26 protein-coding genes are annotated in these 21,097 nt (G+C 57.7%); 8 read left to right on the top strand and 18 right to left on the bottom strand.

Annotated elements, in window-relative coordinates; all coding sequences use genetic code 11:
* Positions 1-13 precede the first annotated feature (13 nt).
* A complete protein-coding gene (locus ACP2AH_RS18845; RefSeq protein WP_425107210.1) occupies positions 14-502 on the bottom strand; it encodes a transposase in 489 nt (162 codons plus the stop codon).
* Positions 503-545: 43 nt separating this feature from the next.
* A complete protein-coding gene (locus ACP2AH_RS18840; protein ID WP_425107209.1) occupies positions 546-965 on the bottom strand; it encodes a hypothetical protein in 420 nt (139 codons plus the stop codon).
* A 156-nt stretch (positions 966-1,121) separates the two neighbouring features.
* Here ACP2AH_RS18840 and ACP2AH_RS18835 point away from each other — a divergent pair, with 156 nt between their 5' ends.
* Together ACP2AH_RS18835 and ACP2AH_RS18830 are read left to right on the top strand one after the other, a co-directional pair.
* Complete coding sequence (locus tag ACP2AH_RS18835; RefSeq protein WP_425107208.1) at positions 1,122-1,952, top strand: hypothetical protein; 831 nt, start codon at positions 1,122-1,124, stop codon at positions 1,950-1,952.
* Between the two features lie 11 nt (positions 1,953-1,963).
* Positions 1,964-3,226 carry a hypothetical protein gene (locus ACP2AH_RS18830; RefSeq protein WP_425107207.1) on the top strand — a complete coding sequence of 421 codons (1,263 nt, stop codon included), beginning with the start codon at positions 1,964-1,966 and terminating at the stop codon, positions 3,224-3,226.
* Positions 3,227-3,256: 30 nt separating this feature from the next.
* Here the strand turns inward: ACP2AH_RS18830 and ACP2AH_RS18825 are convergent, their stop codons facing one another.
* The 5 genes from ACP2AH_RS18825 to ACP2AH_RS18805 all read right to left on the bottom strand — a co-directional run bounded on the left by ACP2AH_RS18825 (position 3,257) and on the right by ACP2AH_RS18805 (position 5,693).
* Positions 3,257-3,616 carry a hypothetical protein gene (locus ACP2AH_RS18825; RefSeq protein ID WP_425107206.1) on the bottom strand — a complete coding sequence of 120 codons (360 nt, stop codon included), beginning with the start codon at positions 3,614-3,616 and terminating at the stop codon, positions 3,257-3,259.
* Positions 3,617-3,630: 14 nt separating this feature from the next.
* A complete protein-coding gene (locus ACP2AH_RS18820; RefSeq protein ID WP_425107205.1) occupies positions 3,631-3,849 on the bottom strand; it encodes a hypothetical protein in 219 nt (72 codons plus the stop codon).
* Between the two features lie 60 nt (positions 3,850-3,909).
* Positions 3,910-4,341 carry a hypothetical protein gene (locus ACP2AH_RS18815; RefSeq protein WP_425107204.1) on the bottom strand — a complete coding sequence of 144 codons (432 nt, stop codon included), beginning with the start codon at positions 4,339-4,341 and terminating at the stop codon, positions 3,910-3,912.
* Positions 4,338-5,468, bottom strand: a complete 1,131-nt coding sequence (locus ACP2AH_RS18810; protein WP_425107203.1) for a PcfJ domain-containing protein — start codon at positions 5,466-5,468, stop codon at positions 4,338-4,340. The genes ACP2AH_RS18815 and ACP2AH_RS18810 overlap by 4 nt, the downstream gene beginning before the upstream one ends.
* 72 nt (positions 5,469-5,540) lie before the next feature.
* Entirely contained in the window at positions 5,541-5,693 is a 153-nt protein-coding gene (locus tag ACP2AH_RS18805; RefSeq protein WP_425107202.1) for a hypothetical protein, read from the bottom strand.
* A gap of 255 nt (positions 5,694-5,948) precedes the next feature.
* Here ACP2AH_RS18805 and ACP2AH_RS18800 point away from each other — a divergent pair, with 255 nt between their 5' ends.
* The 4 genes from ACP2AH_RS18800 to ACP2AH_RS18785 are packed head-to-tail and all read left to right on the top strand — an operon-like array spanning position 5,949 to position 7,748.
* Entirely contained in the window at positions 5,949-6,728 is a 780-nt protein-coding gene (locus ACP2AH_RS18800; RefSeq protein ID WP_425107201.1) for a Rad52/Rad22 family DNA repair protein, read from the top strand.
* Positions 6,729-6,730: 2 nt separating this feature from the next.
* On the top strand, positions 6,731-7,111 hold the full coding sequence (locus ACP2AH_RS18795; RefSeq protein WP_425107199.1) for a hypothetical protein: 381 nt from the start codon (positions 6,731-6,733) through the stop codon (positions 7,109-7,111).
* Complete coding sequence (locus tag ACP2AH_RS18790; RefSeq protein ID WP_425107198.1) at positions 7,104-7,514, top strand: single-stranded DNA-binding protein; 411 nt, start codon at positions 7,104-7,106, stop codon at positions 7,512-7,514. Before ACP2AH_RS18795 ends, ACP2AH_RS18790 begins: the two co-directional genes overlap by 8 nt.
* A gap of 9 nt (positions 7,515-7,523) precedes the next feature.
* On the top strand, positions 7,524-7,748 hold the full coding sequence (locus tag ACP2AH_RS18785; protein WP_425107197.1) for a hypothetical protein: 225 nt from the start codon (positions 7,524-7,526) through the stop codon (positions 7,746-7,748).
* 3 nt (positions 7,749-7,751) lie between these two features.
* Here ACP2AH_RS18785 and ACP2AH_RS18780 read toward each other — a convergent pair whose 3' ends face one another.
* The 4 genes from ACP2AH_RS18780 to ACP2AH_RS18765 are packed head-to-tail and all read right to left on the bottom strand — an operon-like array spanning position 7,752 to position 10,097.
* The gene (locus ACP2AH_RS18780; protein ID WP_425107196.1) at positions 7,752-8,756 is read right to left on the bottom strand and encodes a DUF1036 domain-containing protein; all 1,005 of its coding nucleotides are present in this window, start codon (positions 8,754-8,756) and stop codon (positions 7,752-7,754) included.
* A 38-nt stretch (positions 8,757-8,794) separates the two neighbouring features.
* Complete coding sequence (locus ACP2AH_RS18775; RefSeq protein WP_425107195.1) at positions 8,795-9,199, bottom strand: RusA family crossover junction endodeoxyribonuclease; 405 nt, start codon at positions 9,197-9,199, stop codon at positions 8,795-8,797.
* A gap of 23 nt (positions 9,200-9,222) precedes the next feature.
* Positions 9,223-9,381, bottom strand: coding sequence for a hypothetical protein (locus ACP2AH_RS18770; RefSeq protein ID WP_425107194.1), 159 nt, complete (start codon positions 9,379-9,381; stop codon positions 9,223-9,225).
* The gene (locus ACP2AH_RS18765) at positions 9,378-10,097 is read right to left on the bottom strand and encodes a hypothetical protein (RefSeq protein ID WP_425107193.1); all 720 of its coding nucleotides are present in this window, start codon (positions 10,095-10,097) and stop codon (positions 9,378-9,380) included. Before ACP2AH_RS18765 ends, ACP2AH_RS18770 begins: the two co-directional genes overlap by 4 nt.
* A 749-nt stretch (positions 10,098-10,846) precedes the next feature.
* On the opposite strand from ACP2AH_RS18765, the gene ACP2AH_RS18760 reads away from it, so the two are divergent.
* Entirely contained in the window at positions 10,847-11,533 is a 687-nt protein-coding gene (locus ACP2AH_RS18760) for a hypothetical protein (RefSeq protein ID WP_425107192.1), read from the top strand.
* Positions 11,534-11,581: 48 nt separating this feature from the next.
* On the opposite strand, the gene ACP2AH_RS18755 is transcribed toward ACP2AH_RS18760, so the two are convergent.
* Positions 11,582-11,929 carry an H-NS family nucleoid-associated regulatory protein gene (locus tag ACP2AH_RS18755; protein ID WP_425107191.1) on the bottom strand — a complete coding sequence of 116 codons (348 nt, stop codon included), beginning with the start codon at positions 11,927-11,929 and terminating at the stop codon, positions 11,582-11,584.
* Positions 11,930-12,376: 447 nt separating this feature from the next.
* Here ACP2AH_RS18755 and ACP2AH_RS18750 point away from each other — a divergent pair, with 447 nt between their 5' ends.
* Positions 12,377-12,634: a hypothetical protein gene (locus ACP2AH_RS18750; RefSeq protein ID WP_425107190.1), complete on the top strand. Its 258-nt coding sequence runs from the start codon at positions 12,377-12,379 to the stop codon at positions 12,632-12,634.
* Positions 12,635-12,734: 100 nt separating this feature from the next.
* On the opposite strand, the gene ACP2AH_RS18745 is transcribed toward ACP2AH_RS18750, so the two are convergent.
* The 6 genes from ACP2AH_RS18745 to clpX form a co-directional block, all read right to left on the bottom strand.
* Positions 12,735-13,970: a type II restriction endonuclease gene (locus ACP2AH_RS18745; protein ID WP_425107189.1), complete on the bottom strand. Its 1,236-nt coding sequence runs from the start codon at positions 13,968-13,970 to the stop codon at positions 12,735-12,737.
* Positions 13,957-14,412, bottom strand: coding sequence for a very short patch repair endonuclease (locus ACP2AH_RS18740; protein ID WP_425107497.1), 456 nt, complete (start codon positions 14,410-14,412; stop codon positions 13,957-13,959). The genes ACP2AH_RS18745 and ACP2AH_RS18740 overlap by 14 nt, the downstream gene beginning before the upstream one ends.
* Before the next feature lie 4 nt (positions 14,413-14,416).
* Positions 14,417-15,655: a DNA (cytosine-5-)-methyltransferase gene (gene dcm, locus ACP2AH_RS18735; protein WP_425107188.1), complete on the bottom strand. Its 1,239-nt coding sequence runs from the start codon at positions 15,653-15,655 to the stop codon at positions 14,417-14,419.
* Positions 15,656-16,471: 816 nt separating this feature from the next.
* Positions 16,472-16,750 (bottom strand): HU family DNA-binding protein, encoded by a 279-nt coding sequence (locus tag ACP2AH_RS18730; protein ID WP_018386927.1) that lies wholly within the window; start codon positions 16,748-16,750, stop codon positions 16,472-16,474.
* A gap of 317 nt (positions 16,751-17,067) precedes the next feature.
* Positions 17,068-19,506, bottom strand: a complete 2,439-nt coding sequence (gene lon / locus ACP2AH_RS18725; RefSeq protein WP_425107187.1) for an endopeptidase La — start codon at positions 19,504-19,506, stop codon at positions 17,068-17,070.
* Positions 19,507-19,758: 252 nt separating this feature from the next.
* Complete coding sequence (clpX, locus tag ACP2AH_RS18720; protein ID WP_244376030.1) at positions 19,759-21,030, bottom strand: ATP-dependent Clp protease ATP-binding subunit ClpX; 1,272 nt, start codon at positions 21,028-21,030, stop codon at positions 19,759-19,761.
* Between the last annotated feature and the right edge of the window lie 67 nt (positions 21,031-21,097).

Below are 21,097 nucleotides of genomic sequence, written 5' to 3'. Positions count from 1 at the left end.
CTTGCGCTGTTGGCTACTGCTCAGTTCCACGCTTGGCGATGGCTTTTAGCTCCTCAAGCGTCAGGCCTTTGAGGGTTTGTTCTAACTGAATGGGGTTTCCTTCCTGGCCCCCGAGGTTGATATCCTGTCTGTCGCCGTAAATCTTTGGGTGCCGCTTTCCGGCGAGCCATTTGCGCGCATCTATTGCAACACGCGCTGCGGCTGGATCAATTTCACCGCTGGACGCTGCTACGGCCAGCTTGTCGATTTCGTTCTCGTCCTTGTATGCAATTGCCTTCCTTGCGCGCGCGTATTCCTTGGCAAGTTCATCATCAGCAGCCACCCAAGCGTAAAACGTACATTCCGCAATACCAGCCTGCTTACAGGCCTGAGCCACGCTCGATTGAATAATCAATCCGCAGATGCGTGTGATTATCTCGCTCTTCTCTTCTGGAGTATATGATGTGGATATTGGTGCAGCCATACCAAAAGCATGGCGCAGGATTACGCCGCTGGCAAACAAAAACCCCCATGAGGGGGTTTATCCATTCCAGATAGGTGAGGAGCTATTTGGATTGAATAAGGCTTACCGACACGTTGTTCTGTGCCGACAAAGCGGTGGTGGCGCTGACGACCAGGTATTCAAACGTCAGAGGAGCCACAATTGAGCGCGATACGTTGGACGTACCGACAGCAATGGCCTCGGATTCCAGGACAGTGCCGTCTTTCAGCGTTTTGCTCAGCGTGACGCTGACCGGAGTGCTGGCCTTGAGAGAGATGGCGACATTGGCCCGCGGATTGACCTTGATCGGGCCGAGTACAGCCGGGGTGGTTCCAGACGTGACCTTAGCGCGGGAAACGGTGAAGTTTGGGCCGTTCTCGTACTGAGTCCAAATAGTGGTTACCGCATTGGCGGAGCTGGCGGCGACCACAAGCGCAGATACGGCCAGAAGTTTCTTTAGGTTTTTCATTATGGTTTCTTTCATTGCAATGAACCCTTTCGGGTATTGCGAGAGTGAGACCTTATTAAATTACCGTCAATACCATTATGACGTGCAGAGGTGCTGCGATGCCGCATAAGGAGTTGCGAATGAGGCCGGCGCCTGATTCAATGTTGATATCGTCCAGCCGCTGGAGGCCGCATGCGCCGTTCACTTGCGTTCGCCGTAACCGCGGCCCTTTGGATTTTACCGGTCATTCCTGCTCACGCGGCGGCTACCCCGCTTCTTGTCGTGACACTCACGCTCAATGGCGCAGTGGTCTTTGCCAACCCGGAAGGGAGTTCATCCCCACGACTGACGGACGAGGAACTGAAGGGGTTCGGCACAAAGTTGATGGGGTGCTGGCGCATTGCAGCGAGTGCCGTGAAGAGCCTGAATACAGAGCCCATCGAGATCATGGCGATGTTGAATGCGGATGGCAGCCGCGCGGGACCAATAGGCGATATGACCCCTTCGCCAAAAAATAACCCAGCGGTGGATGCCCTCCACGACAGCGCTATCAGGAGCGTCAAACGCTGCATTCCGGTTGACTTGCCATCAGCCAAGCATGACCGCTGGAAGGTCATTTTGGTGCGGTTTGCACCGTTTGAGCGACAAGCTCAGTCCGGCAGCACTGTGGTGGAGCGTGAGGTTTACGTTCGCTCGCCCACCTGGCGGAATGTGACGGAAGCGGTGACCTTGGAGCTTGGGGAAAGGCTGACCGGCTGCTGGAGACGTAGCGCCGCTAAGGCCGAGTTGGACAAACTGCCACGCATCAGCATGCAGTTTCAGTTGAAGCAGGATGGCAACGTCGCCAAGGAGCCGGTGTTTTATGACGACGACCCGACATCGCCATCAAAGAACGCTCCAAAGGGGGCTGCCAGGGACAACGCGATAAAGCGGGCCAAGGCTGCTATCTACCGATGTGCCCCGTACTCCTTCCTGCCGAAGAGCACCTTCACGCACTGGCAGACCATCATTGCCGACTTTTGAGCGGAGCAACCATGCGCAGGCATCTTTGGATCGGGTTGCTGGCAGTTTGCCTGGCAATGGCCGCGGCGCCAACATGGGCACAACAGGTTGGAACCGGGTCAGAAACCCCGGCACCGCCCGTGGCGCCGAAGAAGCCGAACGATCTACCTCCAAAAACATTCAATCCCAACGCAATAGCCGATACTCTTAAAAAGGGATCCTCGGCCGCAAAGTCCGACCAGCTTCCGAGAGCCGATCAGGTGTTGGTAATAAGCCTGACGATAAGAGACCCCTTGCCGCAAGGAATGCCTACAGGATCGTTAATGACTGCGCAGGGATTAAAGGAGGCACAAGACCGCTTTCTGGCCTGCTGGGATATTCCCGTGAACATGCTTCCAGATATGGGTAGCTATTTTGCCGAAGTTCACGCGCTGCTGAACGAAGATAGTAATGTAACGGGCACGCCATCGGTACCTACGGTGTCCGGCCCGACTCCAACAGACGCCGATGCATTCAAGCGCCTGGCAGTGGATGCCGTATTCTCGTGCGCAAACACCCTGAAGTTGCCGTCTCTGGCATTTTCGCAGTTTAAAAACGTAATTTTTCGCTTTGATCTTCTCGGCACTAAACTAAACGAGCCAGCCAGAGCTTTCTCTGCGCAATCTCAAACCGTACCGCTAAACCAGCAGGAGCTTGACGACCTGAGGAAGAAAATAAATTCTTCATGGAGAGCGCCAGAAGAATTTAAAGAACCCATCATTGTGGGGATAAGATTGAGTATCGACGGCACTTTATCCTCCCCGCCCGCAATTCTCACAAAAGGATCTGGCAAGGATTTTATGGCGGCCCGCGACAGCATCGTGCGCTCGATTATCGAGGCGCAACCTTTCGACATGCTTCCACCGGAAAAATACGCCAGCTGGAACGATATCGAGATGGCATTCAATCCGATAGATTGGAGCCACTTACCGGAAGCGAGCGAAACAGCGCCACAAAACGAGATGAATGCTGTTCTTAAGCGCATTCTGGCCAACTGGAACACGCTCGATGCCAGTGGGAAGAAGCTGGATTACCCGAACATCGATATTGCCATCAAACTCGATAAAGACGGCAACATCGAGAGTACGCCAACCTTGCGTGGCAAGTTGCCTGACCACCCCCTCGCCCAGCAGGCTTTCCAGCGGGCCATCGCGGCAATCTACAAGAGCGCTCCGTTTGACACCCTACCCAAGGACAAATACGACAGCTGGAAGGTGTTCGACGTCACCTTTTCTTTAAAGGATAAATCCAAGTAGGCATTATTTCACCACGGCGCCATTTATAACTTATTCGGCTGCGGGCGCGGCGGGCTCTTGCGGCCATTCATCACGTGGGCGCCACGCCCATGGGATAACAACTGCTGGGGGATTTTTGGAATACTCATACCAACGCCCCTCATAATAACCGGAGTATGTAGGAGAACCGGCAGTGGCCATGGGATAACGAGCAACTACATTAATAATTGTGCCATCCTTGGGCGCTGCGCTCATATCAGTGTTCCACTTTGACTGCTCACTATTTGCTGCGGCTTCGAGAGCTGTGGCGATGAGTGCAGTCCAATCGGCAATAACATGCGCGCTATAGGCTGATTCAATCAGGTTTTGTATGCCTTTGGCCAATTCCTCGGCCATGCGTGTGGTGTCCATTATTCGGGCTTCTATTATTGATATTTACGCTGTTCCACCGGCAAGCTATCCATCATCGCAAAAGCCGTCTGCGCTGCTGTGCGTTGGAGAAAGCCCGGTTCCGGTGATTTCCACGGCAAATCTGGCCATGGTTCCTGCGGTGACATTCGCGCGTGATGCCAATTTGCTAGACGAATGAGGCATTCAGCGATGTACAACAATCTCAGGCGCATGAAATCGTGAAAGCTATTCATGGCTTTGCTCCCGAAGCCATGCCGAGAATGCGCAGCCAGCCAGAAAGATGATGACCTCAATCATGCTGTGCACTCCCCTAAGCAGTCCAGACACGAGCACTCCGGCTTCGGTTGAGCTGGCTTTAACAGGCCAGCCGCGCGGGCCTGGTCTGCCCCATCGAGAAAGTACGAGTAGAACCGCTTTCCGTTGGCCTTCACGACCTCATGGCGCAACGTGATGCCGTGGGAGCGCAACGTCCGGCGCACCTCAGAAATGCGGTTTGTGGGCTTCACGATGTTCCCACCGGAGATGATGCTCATGGACGACACTCGCCGACCTGCAATCAGCTCCTTCAGAACGTAACCGCATTGCGTGTTGGCGGACTTGGGCCGTAACAGCTGTTCCGAAGGCGCTGACGATACGCCAAAGTCGGTTGGCGTGATTGGCAGACCAGGCTCATAATGGCGCTGAAGCTGCTCCATCATGATGCCAAAGACGGCTGCGTTTTTCATCGAATGACCCTCCCTTTGAGCTTCGCCGACTTAGGAAGCGACGTGATGCCGGTGCCGCTCAGGTCGAGCGAGCCGCCCACGGTCAGGTTCTCGGACAGCGACGTGATGCCGGTGCCCCTCAGGTCGAGCCAGCCGCCCACGGTCAGGTTCTCGGACAGCGACGTGATGCCGGTGCCGCTCAGGTAGAGCGAGCCGCCCACGGTCAGGTTCTCGGGCAGAGACGTGATGCCGGTGCCGCTCAGGTAGAGCGAGCCGCCCACGGTCAGGTTCTCGGACAGAGACGTGATGCCGGTGCCGCTCAGGTCGAGCCAGTCGCCCACGGTCAGGTTCTCGGGCAGAGACGTGATGCCGGTGCCCCTCAGGTCGAGCCAGTCGCCCACGGTCAGGCCGCGCGCAACCATCAACGACGCCAAATGCGTGTGATTGGCTTTTATGGCTCGAATGAGACTTGCCTCATCCGCCTTGTTTTCTAAAAGCGCCAAAACCTTCTTCTTATCATAGGGTTTCGTTTTCATAGCGCCGTGAATGTACAAATACGTTTTGCCACCTATCTCAGCGGTTGGCACCGTCACGTATACGGTTTGCGCGAGATGCAGGTACTCTTTTGTGACCGGCGTATAACCCAGGTTGGCCAGTTCGCTCTCGCGTACCGTCAGGCCGCACTTTTCTAAGAACGCGACGACGTAGTGGACATATCGCGGGTGAATATGGCCGTTTCCCTTACCTTTAATTTGATTGATGCCGCTGTCGCGCTCAATGGTGCAGTGAGGCTGGTTATCGGAATCGCGCAGGGAATAAATTTCAACCCCACGGCCAAAGTACGAAGCCACGCAATGGCGCATAAGGTGGCCTTCACGCTCGTAAGCTTTCTTTCCGACCAGGCGCACGAAGCGAAAGCCGTCTCCAAAATCGATAAACTCAGCCGTGTCGGCTTCATCCTCGCGTACTGATGCGCCCTTCTTCTGGAGACTGGTGTTCCAACGCTCGGCAGCCGCACGAGCTTGCTTGTAGCTCATTTTCTTGAGCCGCTGCGGGGCTTTGTCGCTGTTAAGGTAGTCGATGATGTGTTCAATCTCACCCATGTTCTCCTCGTTTTTTTTGAGGTGGTTGGCGAGATTGCTGGTCACCCACTGCCCCACTTCTGGGGTGCGGGCTTGCTGTAGATACTGCGGATTCACATTCCTCACTTTCTCTTAGGGTTAGATGATGGCCAGTGCGCAGGCGGTAAATGCAGAGCCTGCCACAAAAAGCGCTGCGCTCATGTGCACCTCAAAGCGATGCACCCAATAGAGTTCCCGCAACAGATCGCCCATTGACACTTTAACGGGCTTGATAGGGTTATACGTTTCCATTTCTTATAGTCCTTTTCTTTATGTAATTTAATTCTGACCCAATATTTAAAGGTCGTCAATATATTTATTACATATTTTATTATTGCCTTTATTATACCTTTAATGTAAGGTTCAGATACCAACAAAGAAAGGAAACCATAATGAAACAACTTAAGCACTATTCGCACGGCGGCGGCGAGGACGTCGATTGGGTAAACGGCAGCGCAGATTACGACAGCGCGCCTGTTGGTTATAACAAATAGGAGGCAGCATTGAGTGAACGACGTTTTTGCACAGCTTGCCGCCGCGTTTCCCGCCGATAAGATTAGTTGGCGGGTTGGCAGTACCAGTAAAGATAAAACAAAAGGATTGGCTTTAGCGTACATAGATGCGCGCGACGTTATGGAGCGCCTTGATGCCATCGTCGGCCCTGAAAATTGGCAAGATCGGTACGAGGTTCACGGCGGAAAAACTATCTGCTACCTGAGCATCTGCCAGCGTGCCTTTGTCCCAGGATTTAAAGACGGCTCAACAACTTTCCCGGAAGGCGTCATAGAGTTTCTACGCAGCAGTTGGGTCACAAAGGCCGATGGTGCTGGCGACAGCGACATTGAGGCCGAGAAAGGCGCACTGAGCGATGCTTTTAAACGGGCAGCCGTAAAATGGGGAATTGGTCGTTATCTGTACGACGTGGCAAGCCCTTGGGTGGCGTTAGAATTGGCTCGTGATAAGTCCGGCGAGCTAATCAAGGACAAGAACGGCAACCCCATAGTTCGAGGCATCGAGAAAAGCGAGTTCTCTCGGCTGGCGGCGCTGCTAGATGGCAAGAAGCCCCAACGCGCTTCGACCTCCCCCGCCCCTCAGACCCAACCACAACCACAACTGACTCTGGAGGAGAAAACCGCCAAGGCCGTTTATCAGGCCAAGGCGCTGGTTGAGATGAGGCCATCCGATCCCGAGCTGTTGAAGGCTTACCGGCTGGAAAACGCAAGGGTGATTGAGCGTTGCTGGGCATACCCGGAGGCCGCGCAGATTCTTGAAGATGGTGGGGTCTAGCCATGGACTTCACCACATTTTCCAATGACCAGCTCATCACCGAGGCTATGGATACGAAAGCCCACGCTGACGAGCTTTACGCCCGCCTGGACGACATCAAGCGCGAGCTGTTGCGGCGCCACCAGGAGACAGGCGAGGTTTGCCTGGAAAACGAGACTGCCAGCTCCAGCCTGACAAAAGAGGCTTTGAGCGAGGCATGGCTTAAACGCCAGTACGGTTTCGAGAAGAAAGATTTGCCGCCAGAGTGCATCACCGAGAAAATCAGCGCAGCGATTGACTGGCCAAAGGTGGAGCAGTGGCTGGCAGACCAAGGCATGACGCTCGATACGACTTGGGCCGTCCGCCTTAAACTAAAACCAATGAAAGCTACAAACCGTGCCTAACCACTCATCCGCAACCATCATCGGCCACCTTGGCCGGAACCCGGAAACTCGCACAACACAGGCAGGCAAGCTGATATTCAACGCTGCCTTGGCCGTGAACACCGGCTATGGCGATAACAAGCGCACAACCTGGCGGAATGTGACTGCGTTTGGCAGGACAGCCGAAACGCTTGAGAAGTTCAACCTCGCAAAGGGAATGCCTATCGGCTTTACCGGGGAAGCCTCCCTGCGTCCTTGGACAGACAAGGATGGCAACGAACGCCAGTCGCTGGAGCTATCAGTCGGCAGCTTCATCCTGCTTGGCGAAAAGTCCGACCGCGACGAGAGCAGCCGCCCGGCACCAGCTGCCAAAGCGAAGCAGGTTGTCGCGGATGCCCCCTTTGACGATGAAATCCCATTCTAGGTCGTCGCCATGAGCAAAATCACCGTGTTCAAAAACAAGGAAGCGCCCGCGAAATTAAAGCGCGGGCGCCCGCTCAAATACCCATGGCTGACCTTACAGGTTGATCAGGCATTTATCGCGCCTTTGCCATACCGCACATTCCGCCTGCATGTTTACCGTGCGGCCCGCATATACGGATTGGCCCTGTGGTGCGGGCCATGCGGCAAGGGCACCAAGGTGGTGCGGACTGGCTAACTGCTATGGCTTGAAGTCGATTTTTGACTGGTCGTTTTCCAGAAGCATCTCTACCGCCCCCAACCGCTGTTCGCCCGCAATGCACTTTTCCTTTGGGAACGCGATTTTATCGACAGCGCGTTGGGGCATGCAGTAATAGCCGTCCTTGCCCTTCCACTGACGGGTCTCTGTTTGCGCAAAATAGTGCATTAGGCCCTTTGGCACCAAGACATTGCCGCACTTCTTGGGCTTGGCTTCGAACCAGCCCTGGACGTGCCATTTTCCACTTTCTTCATCGATTGGTGAGGCTATAAACAGCCAGAGTGTCTTGCTTGTCCGATTGCAGAATTCCAAATTCGACATTCCCGGCACAAAAGGCTGCACCTCAGTTGCATTAATCGACGCCAGTGCATCCGCTGCGAGTTTCTTGGCCGCAGCATCAACCTGCGCAGGGGCCATCACAGGCTTTACCGGCTTTACAGGCTCAATCGGCTTTGTCGGAGCCGGTTTTATTGCCTTACTCCAGGCGGCTAGAGTGACCGGCAGATCCTGGCGGCGAGAGCGCCGGGGTTCTTTGACATCTGCGCACGAGTCCAGAAACGCTTTCAGGCTGGCCTTCTGAACCGGAATCTCGTGATCTTTGAAGCCTTTTGTTACTTTGAACGGATCGGGACTATCTACCACGTTTTCGATTGCATCTCTCAGAACTCGGACGTGCCAAGTATAACCATCTTTATTTTGGTTCAGCCATACAACGCCCTCGGCTGCCGTCGGTGTGTCCTTGCTTGACACAGTGAAACTTGACCATTCTCCGGGCAAGTTATCCCCGGCGGGAAATTCAATCGTAATGTGGTTATTGTCACTGTAGCTGCAATGCAATGCATGGGGCTGAGTGCCCTTGGCATCACCCTTCAGCGCCATTGTGACGGCGGAGCCATCCCGCTCGAAATAGGTACTCCATACCTGCGCATGCGCCGACGGAGCCATGCCAATCACGAACGCCAGAACCCACCACCGACGCGCTGCCATGCCGTCCCCCATCCGCACGCCGAATCTTCGCCGCAACGTCAGGTTCCGGTCAAGCCGTACCTCTCGTGATTGTCGTTTGCGGCATGCAGAACCCGAACCAAGATGCCGTCCTGCTCGGCATAACGCTTGCGCACCGTGAGCAGCACCACCTGCCGGTCGTCCTTCCACACCCCAGCCTCGGTCATGGCGTCGAGAACGGACTTGGCGCTGTTATCTAGGTCACCCGCAGGCCACGCAAAGCCATCCAGCGCTGCCGCACGTTGCTTTTTGCTGTAGCTCTTAGGCACGCACACCATGCAGTCTATGAAAACGCTCACAGCGCCTTCGTACTGCGTCCGCAGCTGGTAGGGCACGCAGCGGGCAAAGTCGCGCTTCCACGTCTTGTACGCCGCCGGCATGTACGCGATACCGCCCCGCGTGACCCGTGGGCGCGGCGCGGGCATCGGCTTTAGGGGCACGGTGAATTCTATGCGCCCAGCTTTCCGCTGATTTCTACCAATGTGCCGGAGCCGTAGTCCGGCACGCGCTGTACTCCGGCTTCAGCCACCAAGACAGGCAACATCACCTCACACCAGGCCGGGCTATAGCGCTCCAGCTCGCCGGTAGCTTTTCGCAAGTCGCTCATGCCCGTTCGTCCGTCAGGTATCGCTGGAGCAGCTTCTGCCGGGTCAGCACCTTGCTGCCGACTGCCAGGCGCACATCGGCGATGAACGCAGCGAGCGAGGGCAGCTTGTCCGAGCCGCGCAAAGCCCACACAGCAGCTTTGCGGATGGCGTACAGCGGAAATTCCGCCAGCTGTTCCCCCCAGACCTCGACCATGGTTGCGGTCTTTGCGGCGTCGCCGGTGAACGTGTTCATCCCGGCGAAGAGCTTGCCCAGCTCCAGCGCCAACTCGGCGGGCCGTCCCTTGGCAGGCGCTGTAATCTCAGAAAGGGATTTCACCGTCAGCGAGAGGCATTCCAGCATCTCTGGCGTCCGTTCCGGCTTGGGAACCGGCGGATATACCTCCATCCCATCCAGCGCCTTGCGCTCCTGTGCGGCGAGCCACAAATCCATTGATTGCGGCAGCAAGGTTCCCACCAGCTGCTGGGCCAGCCGGGCGGCTTCGTCCGCCGTTCGAGGCCTCTCTATCGCACCAATTTTCCCAAGTGCCCTTCCAATCTCGTTTGAGTGGCTTCGGACAGTCAGGGCTGTTCCAGTATCGGCTAAAGGCGCGCCAGGTGCTGTTGAGACGCTCTGCGTTCCATCCATGCTCTTGCCGTGGGTATTCTGCCCATTCGGCTGGCGGGAGTCCGTCAGTGTTTGCGAGAAACTGGACAAGGCTTGTGCGAGGGTTGGCATGTTTGGTGGCTTTCTTCTTTGGTTCCTCCTGCGGCGAAAGGGATACAGGGATTATATCTTTTTCAGTATTACTTAGATAAGTATTATTAGTTGCGGGTTTTCCGCTGCGGTTTTCCCGCTGCGGTTTATCCGCTCCGGAAAATCCGCCCTGGTATACAAATAATTCATAGTCATAAGCGGTAAACCGCCCATCGCTATCAACGCGATCTCCTGAGCGCTTCAGCCATCCAGCGTCTATCAACTCCTTCAGGCCGGTACTGACGGCATCCTTGCCGTCCTTACTCTCTTTGACGAGGGCGCTTTCATAGAATTGCCAGCCGTCAGGCTTGCTGTACATAAGCGCGTAAAGACCCTTCGCCTTCAGGCTAAGAGACGCGTCGCAGAGCATTTCATTGGGAACTTGGGTAAATGACGCCCGCTGTTTGCGGAGCTTATTCATTGCGAATATTTCGGCATGTTGAGGCCACACCTTTATTGTTTGTCGCCACACCGTCAATCGACAGGGCGACGCGGTGTGGTGCAGCCGCCCTTAACAGAACGTTCGCTTAACCTTCATTTTTCGTCAATATTATTGACTAACTCTTGGAACATTCATCCAGGATAACGTGTTTCTTCCGGCAATTTTGCAACGCCGCTGCGCTTCGACTGGCAATTGCGCAACACAAAGACCACCGCTTTCGAGGACTTTTCCCATTCTCATGCCAATTCAACGCTGGTAACATCATCCCGAGCAGCCAGAGGTAACCAAAATGGTCGGATGGATAAAGAAGCTCTGGCGTTGGGCGAGAGAGAGACAGGAACGGCTAGACCTCTCGCACTCGATTTGCCTTTACAGAGATTTGGTACGCGATATCGATAAACCAGTTCTTGACGAGGAGTATCTGATACCCGCTCCCGATGTAGCGGCTATTCGTAAGATGTCTATCGAAGAGCTGCGCCTTCTCAATGAATCTCTTTCGAAACCAATGATCCGCGCAAAGTGCCTTAGAGCAGAGCTTGAATCCAAAGGCCGGGCCGTTGCAAAATCCTACCGGTATGAACTTCACATAAAGGGACTATATAGTGACGCCTATTACCACCTCTCAAAAGCTTCGGAGGACATAACGCAGCGGGACCGTGACCTAATTGCCTTGGTAGAGACACTACACGCATACAACTACGTCGACAAATATGCCGTATGGGATGTTTATCGGGGAGTTCTTATGCATGGACACACCTATCGACGCTACATCCAATACAAGAATGCTGGCTTTCAGCAAGCCGATGAGGTTCGGGATCGAGAGTGGTTTCAGAGCCTAATGGAACCCTATAGCATTCATCAAGCATACGCAAATACACATAGCGCCTTTCAAGATGCCTTAAAACAATATCCGCACTCACGTCGCTTAAAGCGGCTTCAATCTGAATTTATTCAGAAAGGCGTGCTCAACAAATAAAAAAGCCCCGACGCTTGCCGGGGCTTTTGCTCTACAAAAACCTACAATTTATTTTATCAGAAACTCGTCCTTTGTGGATATGTTCATCGCATCCATCTCCTCCCGCATCCAGCGGGGCGTTGCCCCCCTCCCCGTCCAGGTCACCGCAGCATCGCGCTTGCTGCGATATTTAGGAGCCGGGGTTGCGCGCGTACGTGTATCATCACTTTCACTCACGGGCCGTGTACGGTGCGTCGCTTGGGGGACACCTCCCAGGGCCTCCAACTCCGCCAGCAGTTCCTGGCGTCGGGCGTCCTTCTTTTCATTCAAGGCAGCCTGAGCGGCATCAACCAGCTCTTGCAGTTCGGCCATCGACATTTCGGAAAAGTCGGGAAGGGCCGAGGACTTGATTGCCATGATTGCCTCCTAAAGGCGAGCTACGACTGTGAGGAATTAAAATCCGTTGACGTACCTATACCTTTTAGCCTTATAGTCAAGGCGCACCGAATGCGGCCCTGCTTGGGGCTACGCCTCTACCCGGTTCAAGCAAGCTGGAGTAGGTAATTGGTGGAAATGACCATCAGGCCAGCGCATGAAATGAGCCCATCGGACATTGCGCGAGATGGTACACGGCTGGTCAGGTCAGCGCATTTCTTGATTTAGGGGAGAGCCTTGCCGACGCTGATTATGCCCTTGTGTCGGGGTATATCTGGCGCCGGATTGTAGCATCCTTGGCTTTTCTGTCAGACACACGCCCGGTTAAAGCCGGGCTTTTTATTTTAATTTTCTCGCTTTATTCACAATAATATTGACGTATAGCGTTAATGGTATCATTATGCTTTCACAATAAAGAAAGCTAAAGATTTGGAATTGCCTACATATTACTATATTTGCCCCAACCAATTTGATGGCGATGACCTGGCCAGCGAAGACGCTGCATTTGATGAAAGCGTAGATGCGCTGCACCAGTCAGAGCAGGTGGCATTAGACGCCGCCAAGCGCTTGGCTGCTGACGTTGGCCACCGCGTTAATGTGGATATTGCCACCGAGTTTCCTAGCGGGCGCAGGGAATTCGACCATTACGCCACCGTGTTTACGTCTGGCAAAATCAGGTACGCGTAGCCGGTCATGGAACAGCTCGGCTTCTTCCACTTGCTTGAGGAGAAAAAGCCGGAGCTGCGGTTCGATGATGAAGACCCACTGGCGTATCTGCGGGCGAAGATTAAAGCTTTAGGTGACGAACATCGGCCACAAAACTCTCAAAGCTGATGAGATGAGGGCGAATGTTCTCGTGGTAGGATGTATGCAGTGAGGCTGGCACAACCAGCCGAACACCAGCCTCCCGCATTTCTTCGAACTGATTTTCAGAAACACCTTCCTGCAAAGTCAGGAGGTGCTTCTCAGCCACCCTGCTGGCCTCCTTGGTGACCTGGCGCCACCGATCCTTGCAGGTCGTCTTGGCTGCCAGCATGCGGAGTTTGGCAGCAGGAAACTCCGGGTCGCGGTAATCGGCGTCGCAAGGAAACAGGAAGTCAGGTTTGCTGTTCGTATCCACGGTAGCGTTGTGGCTGAAGTCTGTTCCCGCAACGAGCCCCTCCTCCTTCAGGATCTCCCGAATATGCAGCTCAAGGGATCTGCCCGACCGTGATTTCCGGCTTTGCAGCACGGTCTGCGCGAGGCTGAGAAAGCCGTCGATGCTGGTGAACCCCTCGGTAATACGCGGAAGGAACACGGCCTCCTCGACGCCAAGAAACATCTCATACTCGCACTTGCGGCGAGCCATGAGCCGGACATCGATATTGGCTGTGGCGAGAGGCCTCTTTTCAATCGTGCGACGGATGATCTCCTCGCCGCTGGGAAATTTGACGAACCATTCAGGCGGAATCTTTGATGAGGGGAGCCGACAGCTCGACTTTCCGCTCGCCGCTTCGGCAAAAAGGTCCATCGACGGCAGCATATCGCCTGGCGTCCAGACTATGTGCTGTTTCGGTTCTACTGGCCCCAATCGCTCTTCAAAGAGGTCGGCCTCCGTACCGTCGCCTCCACAAACCCAGATGTGGCAGCTGAGTGCGTGTCCGTTCTCAGTGACCTCAAAGGCAAAGACGGTGAGGGCGCCGGTATTGTCGAAATCGAGTAGAGGCGACGCCCGGCCGCCGAATTGTGTCATGCGCACTTCATCGCGGGTGCCGTCGCGATATTTTCCGTTGTACCAGACGACACGCACATTTCTGACTTCAGGATGGGAGTCAATGTAAATGTCGACCCGGGCGTCGCGGTTCGTTTCCGTAGAACCCGGCAGATCGGGGAAAAGCTTAAAGGCAAGCTCAGTCGGAATATACGGCCCGCCTTGATGAGTGCCGTTGGCGCCCGTGTCGTTTGATGACAGCCGCTTCACGTACCAAAGGAAGCCGGGCCTGCCGAACTCATCCATCCAGTCAGTTACATCAGCGAGCGCCACCTTCTCGTCCCCCGATCTCGGCGCTTGTTAAACCCGACCTGACCCATTCGGCCGTTTCCTCGATCACCGAATCGACAGGCCGGCGCGTTTTCCCGCGCAGCGCACATTCCCAGACAACAAGATACCTCCATCCCAGACAAGACAGGTCACGCTGGTGACGCACATCCCGGATGCGGTTTCCATCGATTTTCTGTGACCAGAACTCTTTCCGCGTATCCGGCACCTTGTGAAGATGACAGTCATGCCCATGCCAGAAACAGCCGTGAACGAATATCACGGCCTTCTTGCGCGGAAACACAATGTCCGGGGTACCCGGCAAAGATCGAACATGCAGTGTGTATCGCAGGCCGGAAGAATGGAGCCCGCGGCGAACTATCATTTCGGGCTTGGTGTCCTTAGCGCGTATACCGGACATCATCCGGCTGCGGGTAGCGACATCCACAATGTCAGGCACACTCGGCTTCCGGTATCAGCTGGTGCTTCACGGCAGTACCGGTCAGGTATGGCTTCATGAAATCAGCTACGGCCCTCACCGTCGGGACAGCGACCGAATTGCCAAACTGCTTGTAAGCCTGAGTATCCGAAACCGGGATGAAAAACTCGCTCTTGCCGGGCTCATCAAATCCCATAAGCCTGGCGCATTCCCTTGGCGTCAGACGGCGGGGAGTTTCCCCTGCCTGACGGATCAGAATCTCCGACCCATCCTTGTAATACCGGGCTGACAGCGTACGGGCGACATCTTCAGGTCCGAAAAGTCCAAATCCGAACCCGTTGCCCTTCTGACGGTGCTTCTCCGCATAATCCTGAAGATATTTCCAGAGGTGCGGAGTGAGGGTGTAGCGATCAGAGACCTTGCCGTCGCGGCCGATGTAATGGCGATCGACACTTTCTGACCCATCCTCCGCGTGAAGAATCGAACGAAGCTTTGGCCCCTTAAAGGGGTCTGGCACCACCAGATCTGCGAGGTCGAAACCGCACTCTTCCCGGAAGCCAACGATGAAAATGCGCTCGCGATGCTGAGGCAGCCATGACTTGGCGTCCAGCACTCGGAACGAAATATGGTACCCGAGCTGGTTTTTGAGAACGTCGTGGATCACACGAAAAGTCTGCCCGCGATCGTGGTTCAGCAGGTTTTTGACGTTCTCCAGCAGGAAAGCCTTGGGCTTCTTCTCACGGATGATGCGGGCGACGTCGTAAAAAAGCGTCCCCTGTGCCTCACAAGCGAAGCCGTGCGGACGATTCAGCGCGTTCTTCTTCGACACACCGGCAATGGAAAAGGGCTGGCATGGGAATCCCGCCAGAAGGAGATCGTGGTCAGGCACTTCGTCGGCTGACACTTCGCGAATGTCACCCGCTATCTCATGATCGTCGTGAGGGAAATTGGCCTCGTACGTCTGGCGCGAGTACTTGTCCCACTCGCAAGTGTATACACAGCGCCCCCCTGCCCCCTCGAACCCCTTTCGCAGCCCGCCGATGCCGGCAAAGAGGTCGATGAAGGTGAAATCGGCAGCGGACGCAGAGCTAGGCTTGGGGCAAAGCCCCTGCAACAGCTCCATCGCGCTCTGGTCGGGAGCCGTATCACCCTTCTGCCACCGGTAGACCGTCCTGCGGGTCCGGCTTACGCGTCTTGCCGTTTCATTGACGGACAGACGCGCACGCTGCCTGGTACTCACGAACTTGGTCAAGACTCACCCCCGGGACATTTTGTGACATGCTGGCACATGAGGGACTCGGCAGCAAGCGAGACTTGCCATTTTTTGTTCATTTTTTGTTCTGACATTTCCGCGCCGTGCCTTCGGCACCTTACAACCCACCCTCTCCGCCCGTGGGCGCGGGTGGCCTGCAAGACACTGGCTCTATGCCTGCGAGCATCCCGCCCTGCGTCGGCCGCCATGGAAAAGGGAACGGGTGCCTGCGCCGTTCCCAAAAGGGAACCATTTCGAGGATATCCTCGAAATGGTCAGAGGCTAGGAAACGCTGGCGCGTAATTGTCCCGTATTGGCCGCCCTCAGGCGCCCCGTGGCGCCTTCCGGCGCATGCCGGGGCGACACACCACCCCTATCAAGCCCTTGGCGCTCCTAGAGGCGTTTTAGGGCGTTCCGGTGTAAACGAGATGCTCTACCAACTGAGCTAACCGCCCGCACGGCTTTCGCCGGCCGCGTTTAAGCATCGCCGCCGCGAGGCGGCAAGAGCCTCTGACGAGAAAGCGGCGCCGGTGTCAAAGAGGCTGTGGGTGAGACGGGCGGCGCAGACGCGCCAGCAGACGCGCCATCGGCCCGTGGCCGTGCCATCTCGACAGTTGAGTCGGGGCGCACAGGGCGCGCCGCTCATGCGGATGGATATCTGAAAAAGGCAGGCGCGGCGCGTCTGTCGCTGCCGCCATGCGCCACCACGGGGGTGTGGGCGCAGCGCGGGTCCGCCGGCATGGCCGGCGAACCTGCGCCCTCGGCGCCGCACCGCACCCCGCACCCTCAGGCACGGGGGGCGCGACGCCGCGAGGATCAACCGTTGACGGTTTCCTTCAGGCCCTTGCCGGGCGTGAACTTCGGGGCCTTGGAGGCCTCGATCTTGACCGGGTTGCCGGTGCGGGGGTTGCGGCCTTCGCGCGCGGCGCGGGTCACGACAGAGAAGCTGCCGAAGCCGATCAGCTTGACTTCTTCGCCGGCCTTCAGCGAGGCGGCAATAGCATCGAAGGTCGCGTCGACCGCGGCCGCCGCAGCAGCCTTCGTCAGCTTGGCCTGCTCGGCCACAGCGGCGACGAGTTCGTTCTTCGTGGTCATTTGACCGGTCCTTCCCTTGATTGCACAAGAATCGTCGGTCGCATGCACCGACGACGGGCGGGCACACTTTCCCCAAATTGCGGCGATTGCAAGCGCTCCCACCGCGAAACCCGCACAAATACACGACTTCGGGGCGATTGCGTGTAATGGGATACCGTAATTTGTGACGGTTCTGCCGCGCCCGCATTTTGGGCGAACGCCTGGCTTTTCCCTCACCGAATCGGCGTCGGAGCGGCCAAGGCCCGGCCAAACGAAAACGGCGGCGCCCATGGGCACCGCCGCCTCATCTTCACGTTGTAAAGGCCGGGTCCGCCCGCTCAGTGCGGGGCGATGACGCCGATCTCGTCGCGGGCGATGACAGGCTCGACCTCGGTGGCCGGCGCCAGCACCTTCTCTTCCCAGACGATCGCCTCGGGCTGGCGGACCAGCGCGTGCTGCAGCACCTCGTCCATCCGCGACACCGGCACGACCTCAAGCGCGTTCTTCACATTGTCCGGGATTTCCGCCAGATCCTTGGCGTTCTCCTCGGGGATCAGAACCTTCTTGATGCCGGCGCGCAGCGCCGCCAGCAGCTTTTCCTTCAGCCCGCCGATCGGCAGCACCCGGCCGCGCAGCGTCACTTCGCCGGTCATGGCGACATCGCGGCGGATCGGGATGCCGGTCAGCACCGAGGTCAGCACCGTGGCCATGGCGACGCCGGCGGACGGCCCGTCCTTCGGGGTCGCCCCCTCCGGCACGTGGACGTGGATGTCGCGGCGGTCGAACAGCGGCGGCTCGATGCCGAAATCGAGCGCGCGCGAGCGGACATAGGAGGCCGCCGCCGAGATCGATTCCTTCATCACGTCGCGCAGATTGCCCGTCACCGTCATCTTGCCCTTGCCGGGCATCATGACGCCTTCGATGGTGAGGATTTCCCCGCCCACCTCGGTCCAGGCAAGGCCGGTCACGACGCCAACCTGATCCTCGCTCTCGGCCTCGCCATAGCGGTACTTCGGCGCGCCGAGATAGTCCTCCAGCTGCTTGACCGTGATCTTGACCGTCTTCTTCTTGGTCAGCATCAGGTCCTTCACCGCCTTGCGGGCGAGATTGGAAATCTCACGCTCAAGGTTACGCACGCCCGCCTCGCGGGTGTAGCGGCGCACGAGCGTGAGCAGCGCCTCGTCGTCGATCGACCATTCCTTCAGCTGCAGACCATGCTTGGTCAGCGCCTGCGGGATGAGGTGACGACGGGCGATCTCCACCTTCTCGTCCTCGGTGTAGCCGGCGATGCGGATCACCTCCATCCGGTCCAGCAGGGCCGGCGGGATGTTCAGCGTGTTGGCGGTGGTCACGAACATCACGTTGGAGAGGTCGTAATCCACTTCCAGATAGTGGTCGGCGAAGGTGTGGTTCTGCTCGGGGTCGAGCACCTCAAGCAGGGCCGAGGACGGGTCGCCGCGGAAATCCGCGCCCATCTTGTCGATCTCATCCAGCAGGAACAGCGGGTTGGCCTTCTTGGCCTTGCGCATGGACTGGATGATCTTGCCGGGCATGGAGCCGATATAGGTCCGGCGATGGCCACGGATCTCGGCCTCGTCGCGCACGCCGCCGAGGGCGACGCGCACATATTCGCGGCCCGTCGCCTTGGCGATGGACTTGGCGAGCGATGTCTTGCCGACGCCGGGCGGGCCGACCAGGCACAGGATCGGCCCGGTGAGCTTGTTCTGCCGGCTCTGCACGGCGAGATATTCGACGATGCGGTCCTTGACCTTGTCGAGGCCGAAATGATCGGTGTCGAGCACGTTCTGGGCGAAGGGCAGGTCCTTCTTGACCTTGCTGCGGTTGCCCCACGGGATCGACAGCAGCCAGTCGAGATAGTTGCGCACCACGGTGGCTTCCGCCGACATGGGCGACATCTGCCGCAGCTTCTTCAGCTCATGCGTCGCCTTCTCGCGCGCTTCCTTGGAGAGCTTGACGGTCTTGATGCGCTCTTCCAGCTCGGCCAGCTCGTCACGGCCATCCTCGCCGTCGCCCAGCTCCTTCTGGATCGCCTTCATCTGCTCGTTGAGATAGTACTCGCGCTGGGTCTTCTCCATCTGGCGCTTGACGCGCGTGCGGATGCGCTTCTCGACCTGAAGGACCGAGATTTCGCTCTCCATCAGCGAAAGCACCTTCTCCAGCCGGCTGGTGACCTTGAGAATCTCCAGCACCGCCTGCTTCTCGGGGATCTTCACCGCGAGATGCGAGGCGACGGTGTCGGCCAGCTTCGAGTGATCCTCGATCTGGGTGACGACGCCGACGACTTCCGGCGAAACCTTCTTGTTCAGCTTCACATAGCTGTCGAATTCGGCCAGCACGGAGCGGCCGAGCGCCTCGGCCTCGACCTTGGAGCCGAGTTCCTCTTCCAGCGCCTGCGCCTCGGCCTCATAGAGGTCGGTGCGGTCGGTGTAGTGGTTGACCTTGGCGCGCGAAATGCCCTCGACCAGCACCTTCACCGTGCCGTCCGGCAGCTTCAAGAGCTGCAGCACCGAGGCCAGCGTGCCGATCTTGTAGATGGAGGAGGTCGCCGGATCGTCGTCCGAGGCGTTCTCCTGCGTCGCCAGCAGGATGAAGGTGTCGTTGCGCATCACCTCTTCGAGGGCGCGGATCGACTTTTCGCGGCCGACGAACAGCGGCACGATCATGTGCGGGAAGACGACGATGTCGCGCAGCGGCAGGACCGGGAAGGTCTGCGCCACTCCCGGGGTGAGCGCGGTGCGAGGCTTGGGGCTCGTCATGGCTCTTTCCTTTCTTTGGGCGGCAGGCGACCAGACCCGAGGACACACGTCCCCGGGGAGAACCGCGCCGCGATGCGGCCGGAACGCGAACGTTGATCTCTGTGCGGGGGCTGCGTCAGGCGCGCGGGGCACGTCGATGCGGTCGAGGACCGGTGGTTGAGGCTCAGATGGCGATGCCCCCGCCCCCCGTCAAGGGAGCGGGCCGCGTCGCTGGCCGGACCTGATGGCCCGGCCCTGTCCACCGCCGGTCGACTACGCACTCGCGCCCGCATCGCCGGCTGCGCGGTCCGCATAGATGTAGAGCGGACGTGCGTTCTGCTCGACGACCTCTTTGCTGATGACGACCTCTTCCACGCCTTCGAGGCCCGGCAGGTCGAACATCGTGTCGAGCAGGATGCCTTCCATGATCGAGCGCAGGCCGCGCGCGCCGGTCTTGCGCTCGATGGCCTTGCGGGCGATGGCGCCCAGCGCTTCCTCATGAATGGTCAGCTCGACATTCTCCATCTCGAACAGGCGCTGATACTGCTTCACCAGCGCGTTCTTCGGCTCGGAGAGGATCTTCTTCAGCGCGGCCTCGTCGAGGTCGCCCAGCGTGGCGATGACCGGCAGACGACCGATGAATTCCGGGATCAGCCCGTATTTCAGCAGGTCTTCCGGCTCCACTTCGCGGAACACTTCGCCCGGCTTGCGGTCCTCGGGCGCCGCCACCACCGCGCCGAAGCCGATGGACGTGCCCTTGCCGCGCGAGGAGATGATCTTGTCGAGGCCGGCGAAGGCGCCGCCGCAGATGAACAGGATGTTGGTCGTGTCCACCTGCAGGAATTCCTGCTGCGGATGCTTGCGCCCGCCCTGCGGCGGCACGGAAGCGACCGTGCCTTCCATGATCTTCAGCAGCGCCTGCTGCACACCCTCGCCCGACACGTCGCGGGTGATGGACGGGTTGTCGGACTTGCGGCTGATCTTGTCGATCTCGTCGATATAGACGATGCCGCGCTGCGCCCGCTCGACATTGTAGTCGGCCGACTGCAGCAGCTTGAGGATGATGTTCTCCACATCCTCGCCGACATAGCCCGCCTCGGTCAGCGTGGTCGCGTCCGCCATGGTGAAGGGCACGTCGAGGATGCGGGCGAGCGTCTGCGCGAGCAGCGTCTTGCCCGAGCCCGTCGGCCCGATCAGCATGATGTTGGACTTGGCCAGCTCGACATCGCCGGCGTGCTTCGTCGCGTGGTTCAGGCGCTTGTAGTGGTTATGCACCGCCACCGAGAGGACGCGCTTGGCATGGAACTGGCCGATCACATAGTCGTCCAGGACCTTGCAGATTTCCTTCGGGGTCGGGATGCCGTCGCGCGACTTCACCAGCGAGGATTTGTTCTCCTCGCGGATGATGTCCATGCACAGCTCGACGCATTCATCGCAGATGAACACGGTCGGTCCCGCAATGAGTTTGCGGACCTCGTGCTGGCTCTTGCCGCAGAACGAGCAGTAAAGAGTATTCTTGCTGTCGCCGCCGCCAACCTTGCTCATGCGTCTCTCCGTCCGCTCGGCGGTCCAGGCACTGCCCGGAACCGCCCCAGTCCCGCGGCCGCCGCGG

Origin of the sequence: Ancylobacter sp., assembly GCF_965249975.1 — a bacterium.
In the GTDB taxonomy this organism is placed as follows: domain Bacteria; phylum Pseudomonadota; class Alphaproteobacteria; order Rhizobiales; family Xanthobacteraceae; genus Ancylobacter.
This window is presented reverse-complemented; position numbering and strand designations above follow the sequence as displayed.

Bases quoted from the DNA above. Each gene is read 5' to 3' on its own strand.
- ACP2AH_RS18765 (WP_425107193.1), bottom strand. From the start codon at position 10,097: ATGCCAACCCTCGCACAAGCCTTGTCCAGTTTCTCGCAAACACTGACG.
- lon (WP_425107187.1), bottom strand. From the start codon at position 19,506: ATGACGAGCCCCAAGCCTCGCACCGCGCTCACCCCGGGAGTGGCGCAG.
- ACP2AH_RS18840 (WP_425107209.1), bottom strand. From the start codon at position 965: ATGAAAGAAACCATAATGAAAAACCTAAAGAAACTTCTGGCCGTATCT.
- ACP2AH_RS18730 (WP_018386927.1), bottom strand. From the start codon at position 16,750: ATGACCACGAAGAACGAACTCGTCGCCGCTGTGGCCGAGCAGGCCAAG.
- ACP2AH_RS18780 (WP_425107196.1), bottom strand. From the start codon at position 8,756: ATGGCAGCGCGTCGGTGGTGGGTTCTGGCGTTCGTGATTGGCATGGCT.
- ACP2AH_RS18770 (WP_425107194.1), bottom strand. From the start codon at position 9,381: ATGAGCGACTTGCGAAAAGCTACCGGCGAGCTGGAGCGCTATAGCCCG.
- ACP2AH_RS18835 (WP_425107208.1), top strand. From the start codon at position 1,122: ATGCGCCGTTCACTTGCGTTCGCCGTAACCGCGGCCCTTTGGATTTTA.
- clpX (WP_244376030.1), bottom strand. From the start codon at position 21,030: ATGAGCAAGGTTGGCGGCGGCGACAGCAAGAATACTCTTTACTGCTCG.
- ACP2AH_RS18785 (WP_425107197.1), top strand. From the start codon at position 7,524: ATGAGCAAAATCACCGTGTTCAAAAACAAGGAAGCGCCCGCGAAATTA.
- ACP2AH_RS18815 (WP_425107204.1), bottom strand. From the start codon at position 4,341: ATGAAAAACGCAGCCGTCTTTGGCATCATGATGGAGCAGCTTCAGCGC.
- ACP2AH_RS18795 (WP_425107199.1), top strand. From the start codon at position 6,731: ATGGACTTCACCACATTTTCCAATGACCAGCTCATCACCGAGGCTATG.
- ACP2AH_RS18775 (WP_425107195.1), bottom strand. From the start codon at position 9,199: ATGCCCGCGCCGCGCCCACGGGTCACGCGGGGCGGTATCGCGTACATG.
- ACP2AH_RS18805 (WP_425107202.1), bottom strand. From the start codon at position 5,693: ATGGAAACGTATAACCCTATCAAGCCCGTTAAAGTGTCAATGGGCGAT.
- ACP2AH_RS18825 (WP_425107206.1), bottom strand. From the start codon at position 3,616: ATGGACACCACACGCATGGCCGAGGAATTGGCCAAAGGCATACAAAAC.
- ACP2AH_RS18820 (WP_425107205.1), bottom strand. From the start codon at position 3,849: ATGAATAGCTTTCACGATTTCATGCGCCTGAGATTGTTGTACATCGCT.
- ACP2AH_RS18760 (WP_425107192.1), top strand. From the start codon at position 10,847: ATGGTCGGATGGATAAAGAAGCTCTGGCGTTGGGCGAGAGAGAGACAG.
- ACP2AH_RS18755 (WP_425107191.1), bottom strand. From the start codon at position 11,929: ATGGCAATCAAGTCCTCGGCCCTTCCCGACTTTTCCGAAATGTCGATG.
- ACP2AH_RS18830 (WP_425107207.1), top strand. From the start codon at position 1,964: ATGCGCAGGCATCTTTGGATCGGGTTGCTGGCAGTTTGCCTGGCAATG.